5 protein-coding genes and 2 pseudogenes are annotated in these 7,070 nt (G+C 68.0%); 3 read left to right on the top strand and 4 right to left on the bottom strand.

Annotation, left to right across the window (positions count from 1 at the left end):
• Positions 1-340 (bottom strand): annotated as a pseudogene (locus ACM6LR_RS30905) (sodium:solute symporter family transporter); the annotation flags it as partial.
• Positions 341-790: 450 nt separating this feature from the next.
• Here ACM6LR_RS30905 and ACM6LR_RS30900 point away from each other — a divergent pair.
• Positions 791-1,246, top strand: a complete 456-nt coding sequence (locus tag ACM6LR_RS30900) for a hypothetical protein (protein ID WP_414941484.1) — start codon at positions 791-793, stop codon at positions 1,244-1,246.
• A gap of 337 nt (positions 1,247-1,583) precedes the next feature.
• Here the strand turns inward: ACM6LR_RS30900 and ACM6LR_RS30895 are convergent.
• The 3 genes and pseudogenes from ACM6LR_RS30895 to ACM6LR_RS30885 all read right to left on the bottom strand — a co-directional run.
• Positions 1,584-1,835: pseudogene (locus ACM6LR_RS30895) on the bottom strand (sugar ABC transporter substrate-binding protein); the annotation flags it as partial.
• A 109-nt stretch (positions 1,836-1,944) separates the two neighbouring features.
• A complete protein-coding gene (locus ACM6LR_RS30890; RefSeq protein WP_414941483.1) occupies positions 1,945-3,000 on the bottom strand; it encodes a class I mannose-6-phosphate isomerase in 1,056 nt (351 codons plus the stop codon).
• Positions 2,997-3,983 (bottom strand): LacI family DNA-binding transcriptional regulator, encoded by a 987-nt coding sequence (locus ACM6LR_RS30885; protein WP_414945064.1) that lies wholly within the window; start codon positions 3,981-3,983, stop codon positions 2,997-2,999. The genes ACM6LR_RS30890 and ACM6LR_RS30885 overlap by 4 nt, the downstream gene beginning before the upstream one ends.
• Positions 3,984-4,155: 172 nt before the next feature.
• Here ACM6LR_RS30885 and ACM6LR_RS30880 point away from each other — a divergent pair, with 172 nt between their 5' ends.
• Together ACM6LR_RS30880 and ACM6LR_RS30875 are read left to right on the top strand one after the other, a co-directional pair.
• Positions 4,156-4,521, top strand: a complete 366-nt coding sequence (locus ACM6LR_RS30880; protein WP_414945060.1) for a hypothetical protein — start codon at positions 4,156-4,158, stop codon at positions 4,519-4,521.
• Positions 4,522-4,615: 94 nt separating this feature from the next.
• Positions 4,616-7,030 carry a GH92 family glycosyl hydrolase gene (locus tag ACM6LR_RS30875; RefSeq protein ID WP_414945059.1) on the top strand — a complete coding sequence of 805 codons (2,415 nt, stop codon included), beginning with the start codon at positions 4,616-4,618 and terminating at the stop codon, positions 7,028-7,030.
• Positions 7,031-7,070: the final 40 nt, after the last annotated feature.

Here is a 7,070-nt window from a genome sequence, read left to right as displayed (position 1 = left end):
TCTGGTTCTTCGCGAGGATCCCGCCGACGATCGCGACCGCCCCGATCACCAGCGCGGTGATCCGCGCGACGCGGACTTCGCTGTCGGCGTCGGTCTTGCCCCGCTTGATCACGTTGGCGTAGACGTCATGGGCGAACGACGCCGACGCCGTGATCGTCAGGCCCACGACCACCGCGAGGATCGTCGCGAAGGCGATCGCCGCGATCAGGCCGAGCAGGATCGGGCCGCCGAGTTCCAGCGCCAGCAGCGGCGCCGCCGAGATCTCGGCCCGTAGCGCGCGCGGTCCGCCTCCGCGGCTTGCTCGGCGGACGCCTCCAGGCGCCCTCGTTCGAGCGCGTGGACGACGAGTTCGGCGGCCTGGCGGGCGAGGACGTTTTTCCTTCGGTGACCGGGAGAACCCCGGCCAGTTCGCCGTGGACGTGCAGCGGCAACGCCAGCAACCCGGGTTCGGACACCGGTCTCTCGGAGTGGAGGACCTCATCGAGCGCCGAGACCACGACGTCGTCGGCCGCCGGGCGGCCGGACCAGATGAGCGAACCGGAGAGGTCGGTCAGCCCGAGACCGGGAACGCCGAACAGCCGGCGGAGACCGTGTGTCGCGTGACGGGCGCGAGGCCCGGCGGGGCCGTCCATGAGATCTTCGGAAACGCGCTGGGCGGCGGCGAGTACCGGCACCGGATCCGCGCTCGCGGCGGGACGCCAGGGCAGGCGGGTGGTCACCCGGCCTCCTCCGCGACGTTGAGGGCTAGATCCTAACGTCGGTACGGAATTTCGGCGGTTACGCTGCGGGGATGGTCAGTGGGGATGCCGTGGTGCTCCGGCTGGACGTCGTGATGCGACGGCTCGCGTTGGCGGGTTTCGTGGTCTTCGGCGTGGGCGGCGTCGTGTGGCTGTTCTCGCAGGTGGTGTTCGGACTACTCAGCGTGGCTTTCGCGGGGCTGATCCTGCTCGGACTGCGTCGGTCGGCCGCTTCTCTGGTGGTTTCGGCCGCGGGGTTCTCGGTACCGGGCGTTTTCGAGATCCGGTGGACCGAGGTCACGCGGGTGCGGGTGTGGCGGGAGAAGCGGCGCGTGGGGCGGTGGATGCATTGGTGGCACTACCGGCTGTCGTGGTCCGGTGCCGGGCCGGACTTGCTGCGGGAGGGTGACGGGTACGTGTACGCGCTGGGACACCTGGGTGGGGGCGCTGCGCTGTACGGGGCGCTGAAGAGGTTTGCGCCTGCTGGGGTGGTCGAGCCGCGGGAGTGAGCCTGTCGTTCCGTGTGGACGGAGTGGGTACAGCCGGGTCAGATGAAGGACCGGGTGGATTTGGGACGTCAGATGCCCCGAATCCACCCGGTCAAGGCCCAGGGCGGTGGAGGTCTTGTAGGTCAGAACGTTATTCGTCGCGGGATCACACCGTTTGCGAAACTTGATCGACAGAGGTTCAGGGCCATGCCCCCGGCGCACGCCCGAGCGAGGAGCATTTCGGACGCTCACCGTCCCGCCGGCAGCCCTGCGACTATGCCCCGGGACCCTGACCCTCAAAGTAGGGAAGGAGACCGCAACGTCAGGGCTTGCGTCAGCACCTCTGCTCTTGGAAGTACTACGTGTTCGCGTCCATGTTCGCCTTCGTGATGGAGTGCGGCGAAGCGGTCAGGTCGCGCGTGAGCGGCTTCCCCTCCGGCGTCGCGAGGGCCTGCTGACCGATGGCGGCCGGGTCCTGCGCGAAGAGGCCCTGGTACTCGCTCTTCTTCAGGCCCTCGATCCCCGACGGCGACGCGTCGAAGCCGATCAGGTTGCCCGCGCCGATCTTGCCCGCGTACCGCGGGCCGGTCGCGGCACCGGCGCCGTTGTCACCGATCAGCGCGGTGACAACGCTGCCCGCCCCTGGAATGACGCGCCGCGCGGTGCTTCCACCGAATAGTAGCGTTTGGCCAGGTCCTGTGCGTCGCGCAGGAGTTCGCTCACGGCCGCTCCCTCTTCTCCGGTGCCGGTGGCCTGCAGCGGATGACCGTGACGTCACCCTCCACAGTGGACTGACCGGCGTCGTGCGGGATCACGTAGGTCTCGCCCTTGCGCAGTGCGTACTCGCCGCCGTGTTCGGTGCGGAGCGTGCCCGAACCGTCCATGACGACCAGCACCGCGAACGACGGGTCGAGTGACAACGTTGTCGCGTCATTCGAAACAGCGGGACGGAGTTGATCGGCACGGAAGAACGCGTCACTGCCGTCGGCGAGAAGATCCACAATGGACGCTTGGTCGCCCGCGGTGCGCTTGATGATCGAGCCGAGCCGGTCTTCGTCCCAGCCGGAGGTGTCTAGCGTTTCGATGGCCGTTTCGAACCCGATCCCGAGGTGCGCCTTCTCCGGATCCGCCAGGAAGTCGCGCCATTCCAAGGTCAGCGAGAAGTCGGTCGGCTGCTGGAGTTCGACGACGAACACGCCCTCGCCGATCGCGTGCGGCAGTCCGGCCGGGATGTAGACCGTGTCGCCGGGGGTGACGGCGACGCTGTTCAGCGCTTCGAGCATGGCGGGCGCGTCCTGGGAACGGGCCCATTCGTTGACCGTCGCTTTGTCGACGGTCTCCTGGAATCCCGGGTAGACACGCGGGTCGTCGCCGTAGGTGCCGACCACGATCCACGCCTCCGTCTTGCCGAAGTGCGAGTCGAAATGCCGCTTCGCGAATGAATCCGACGGGTGGAAGTGCACCGGCAGGCGCTGGCCCGCGTCGAGCAGCTTCACCAGCAGGCCGGTCGAATCGCCGAGCGCTTCGACGTGCTTGGCGCCGAGCCAGGCGGAAGGGTTCTCGCGGACGGCGTCACGCAGCCAGGCTCCGTTAGGCAGCTTGGTCAGGCCGTTGGTCTCCTGGCCGAACATCGTGGTGGCCGAGCCGACCCAGTCCTCGGGTCCGAATTTGGACTCGGAGGTGGCGCCCCGCAGCGCGGCGATGGCGTCGCCGCCGCGGTAGAACTGCGGCGGCTGGTTCGCCGGCAGGCGGATCGGTTCGAGGTGACCGCTCATGAAGGCGCGACCTCCCCGGAACCACGGGCTACGAGATGCACGGGCAGAACTACCTTTCTTGGTGCGGATTGATCTCCCTGGACCCTGGCGAACAGCAGTTCCGCCGCCGCCCTGCCCAATGCGCTCACGTCGTGCGCGATCACGGAGACCGGCGGATCCAGCAGATCCGCCAGTTCGAAGTCGTCGAAGCTGATCATCGCGGGCCGCCGTTCGGCGTGCGCCAGCGCGCGCAGCAGGTGCACGGCGACGCGGTTGTTGCCCGCGATCACGGCGGTGGCCGGGGTCGGCCCGGTGAGCAGCCGCCGCACGGCGTCACCGACGCTCTCGGCCGTCGGCGTCCGCAGCACGACGAGGCTCTCGTTGTAGGGGATCCCGTTGCGGACACAGCCTTCCCGGAACCCGCGCAGGCGTTCGCCCGCGGTGAAGATGTCCGGGCTGTCGGCGAGGAACGCGATCCGGCGGTGCCCGTGTTTGGCGAGGTGGGTGACCGCTTCGATGGTGCCGCCGATGTTGTCGACCAGCACCGTGTCGGCCACGATGTCGCCGGCGGGCCGGTCGAGGAACACCACGGGTGTGCCCGCGCGCATCTCGGGTACCAGGTAGCCGTGTTGCATCCCGGCCGGGACGACGAGGATCCCGTCGACGCGGCGGGAACAGAACTCGAGGACCAGTTCGCGTTCGCGGTCGGAGTTCTCCTCCGACGAACCGGTCAGCACCTGGCGCCCGAACGAGGTCGCGATGCGTTCGACCGCCCGGTTGAGCTCCGAGTAGAAGGGGTTCCCGACGTCTTCGACGATCAGGCCGATCGTCCCGGTCGTCGAGCCGCGCCGCAGGTTCCGTGCGCCGAGGTTGCGCCGGAACCCGAGCTGCTCGATCGCCGCCATGACGCGCTCGGCCGTATCCGGATGGACGGCGGGCTCGTCGTTCACTACCCGTGAGACGGTCTTGATGCTCACGCCCGCGAGCCGGGCCACGTCGCTCATCGTGGCCCGTCGGCCGGTGGTGCGGTGGCCGTTGTCCGGTCCGCTGGGAGACAACGTTGTCATAGTGGCGGGAATTGAACGCGAGCGACGCGATGATGTCAATGCCGGGTTCTTCACGAAGACGCTTTCCGAGTTCGAACCGTTACGGCCGGGCGGCCGCGATACTGGGGGTATGAGCGAGTTCTACCGGCCGGTGCCCGCGGGGCCGTCACTCGGCGAGCCGTTGGCGCCTGCCCGGCCGGAGGACTGGCCCGGTACCGAATCGCGGAGGTGGGAGCGCCTGCTGCGGACCTTCGTCACGGCTGGGCGTGTGCGGCTGGTCATCGAGACCGTCGCGGGCGCGGGGACCGTCGGCCGGGTCCGGTTGCTGATCGACGGCGATTCGCTGGCGATCGAACTGGGCGCGACCGAGGACCTCTCGCGCGAGGTCGTCGAGCTGGACGCCGAGGAGGAGCCGACCGAGATCGTCCTGGAGGGGCTGAGGCAGTCGGGGACCGGCGCGGTCCGCGTGGCCGCCTTCGTGCTGCCGCTGTCCTGAATCGGACAGGGTTTGGCGGACCTCTTGACCGGATGGTCTGTTCTTGTCGAAGGTGAGCAGGAAGCGACAACGTTGTCAGGAGGCGGCCTTTCCCATGCCTGCACGCACTTCGACCCGCGTCGCCGGGTTGCTCACCGCGCTCGTCGTCCCCGCAGGGTTGCTCACGCCCGTCGCGGCGGCGACGCCCGGTGGCGACCCCGTGGACGCGGTCAACACCTTGATCGGCACCAAGGACGACGGAAACACCTTTCCCGGTGCCTCGGCGCCGTTCGGGATGACGCAGGTCAGCCCGATCTCCTCGCACTACGCCGGCTACCGCTACGACGACACCGCGATCCGCGGCTTCGGGCATTTCTTCCTGTCCGGCGCGGGCTGCTGGGAGCAGGGCGGTCTCGTGTCGTCCCTGCCCACGACCGGTTCGGTCGGGCCCGGCGCGGCGTTCGACACGACCAGACCCGACACCTTCGACCACAAGAAGTACGCCTCGCCGTACACGCACGATGGCGAGGTCGGGAAACCCGGCTACTACAAGGTGCGGCTCACCGGCTACGGCGGCGTCGACGCGGAGACCACCGCGACCACGCGGACCGGTGTCGAGCGGTACACCTTCGCGAAGTCCGGTGACGCCAACGTTTTCGTCAACGTCGGTCAGGCCAACGACAAGGAGCCCGTGACGGCGAGCCAGATCCGCGTCGTCGGCGACCGGACGATCGAAGGAATGGTGGAGTCGCAGGCGTTCTGCGGCGGGCAGCCGTACAGGACCTGGTTCACCACGACGTTCGACAAACCCTTCAAGTCTTTCGGCACCTGGTCGCCCACCGGTGGTACCCCAGGCTCGAAGGAATCCGCCGGTGGCGAGGGCCTGCGCGGTGCCTGGCTGACCTTCGGCGGTGGGCGGGTCACCGCCACGACGGCGATCTCCCATGTGGACGCTCTCGGCGCCAAGCTCAACCTGGTCTCGGAAAAGAAGCGTTCGTTCGACGCGGTCCGCGGCAGCGCTCAGCGCGCCTGGCGCAAGGAACTGTCCTCAGTGGACATCAAGGGCGGGGCGAAGGACGACCGCACGGTGTTCTACACCTCGCTCTACCACGCGCTGCTGCAGCCGCTGACCGGCAACGACGCCGACGGCCGTTACCGCGGCTTCGACGACAAAATACACCGCGCGCTGGGCTGGACGTACTACGAGTTCTTCTCGTTGTGGGACACCTATCGCACGCAGAACCAGCTGCTGGCGCTGCTGCGCCCGTCGCGGGCGAAAGATGTCGCGAAGTCCGTGCTCGCCATCCACGACCAGGGTGGCTGGCTGCCACGCTGGGCGTACGCGAACCAGGAAACGAACACCATGACCGGCGACCCGGTCACCCCGTTCCTGGTCGACCTGTGGCGCTTCGGTGCGCTTTCCGGCCAGGAACTCCGGGCGTACCAGGCACTTCTGCGGAATTCGCGGGAGATCCCGCCCGCGTCTTCGCCGTTCCAAGGCCGTTCGGGTAACGCGAGCTATCAGAAGGACGGGTTCGTCCAGTACGACAGGGACTTCCCGAAGAAGGGGCAGGACACCGACCCGAACCACGGCGCTTCGGCCACTTTGGAATACGCGCTCGCGGACTGCTCACTGTCCATCATGGCCGATGCGCTCGGTAAGAAGGCGGACGCGAAAGCCTTGGCGGACAAGGGACGCAGCTATCGAACGCTATGGGACCCGTCGGTGACCGACCGCGGCTTCACCGGGTTCTACCGGCCCAAGCTCGAAGGGGGCGAGTGGTTCAGCCCGGTGGGCAAACCGTACACCCCGCAGAGCCAGGACGGGTTCCACGAAGGCACGTCGTGGCAGTACCAGTGGCTGACCCAGCAGGACATCCCCGGTCTGGTCGACCGTATGGGTGGCAAGGAGAACGTCGGCAAGCGGCTCGACGATTTCTTCGCCTACGGGGATCTGCTGAAGGATCCGGCCAAGACCGTGCGCGAGGAATGGGTCGTCGGCCCGTACAACTACTACAACCAGTTCCGCTACAACCCGAACAACGAGCCGGATCTGCACTCGCCATGGATGTACACGCTGACCGGGCAGCCGTGGAAGACCTCGGCCGTGGTGCGCGCGGCGCACACGTTGTTCACCAACGCACCCAACGGCGTCACCGGCAACGACGATCTCGGGACCATGTCCGCCTGGTACGTTTTCAGCGCGCTCGGCCTGTACCCGGCGGTGCCGGGCACCGGGCAGTTCGTGCTCAACGCGCCGCGGTTCGAGAAGTCGGTGGTGCGGCTGGAGAACGGCCGCACCATCACGATCAAGGCCGACGGCGCCGACCCGTCGAAACTCCAGTACGTCCAAGGACTGGGAGCCGGCTCGCAGCGGGCTTACGTCGGCCTGGAGCAGTTGACGCGAGGGACCACAGTGGACTTCAAGCTCACGGACGACGCCGCCAAGGCGACGTGGGCGACCGGTCCGGAAGGGGCGCCGAAATCGCCGTGCGCGGGGCCTTTGGACCGGTTCGTACCAGGGTCGTGAGGAGCATCACGGCCCCCGGTGTTCCGGTGAGGGCCGTCAC

Origin of the sequence: Amycolatopsis sp. cmx-11-32 (assembly GCF_047608695.1) — a bacterium.
In the GTDB taxonomy this organism is placed as follows: Bacteria; Actinomycetota; Actinomycetes; order Mycobacteriales; family Pseudonocardiaceae; genus Amycolatopsis.
Note: the sequence above shows the minus strand (reverse complement) of the source record. Positions and strands in the feature narration are given on the sequence as shown.

Coding starts and splice junctions, on each gene's coding strand:
- ACM6LR_RS30880 (WP_414945060.1), top strand. CDS start 4,156: ATGAGCGAGTTCTACCGGCCGGTGCCCGCGGGGCCGTCACTCGGCGAG.
- ACM6LR_RS30875 (WP_414945059.1), top strand. CDS start 4,616: ATGCCTGCACGCACTTCGACCCGCGTCGCCGGGTTGCTCACCGCGCTC.
- ACM6LR_RS30900 (WP_414941484.1), top strand. CDS start 791: ATGGTCAGTGGGGATGCCGTGGTGCTCCGGCTGGACGTCGTGATGCGA.
- ACM6LR_RS30885 (WP_414945064.1), bottom strand. CDS start 3,983: ATGAGCGACGTGGCCCGGCTCGCGGGCGTGAGCATCAAGACCGTCTCA.
- ACM6LR_RS30890 (WP_414941483.1), bottom strand. CDS start 3,000: ATGAGCGGTCACCTCGAACCGATCCGCCTGCCGGCGAACCAGCCGCCG.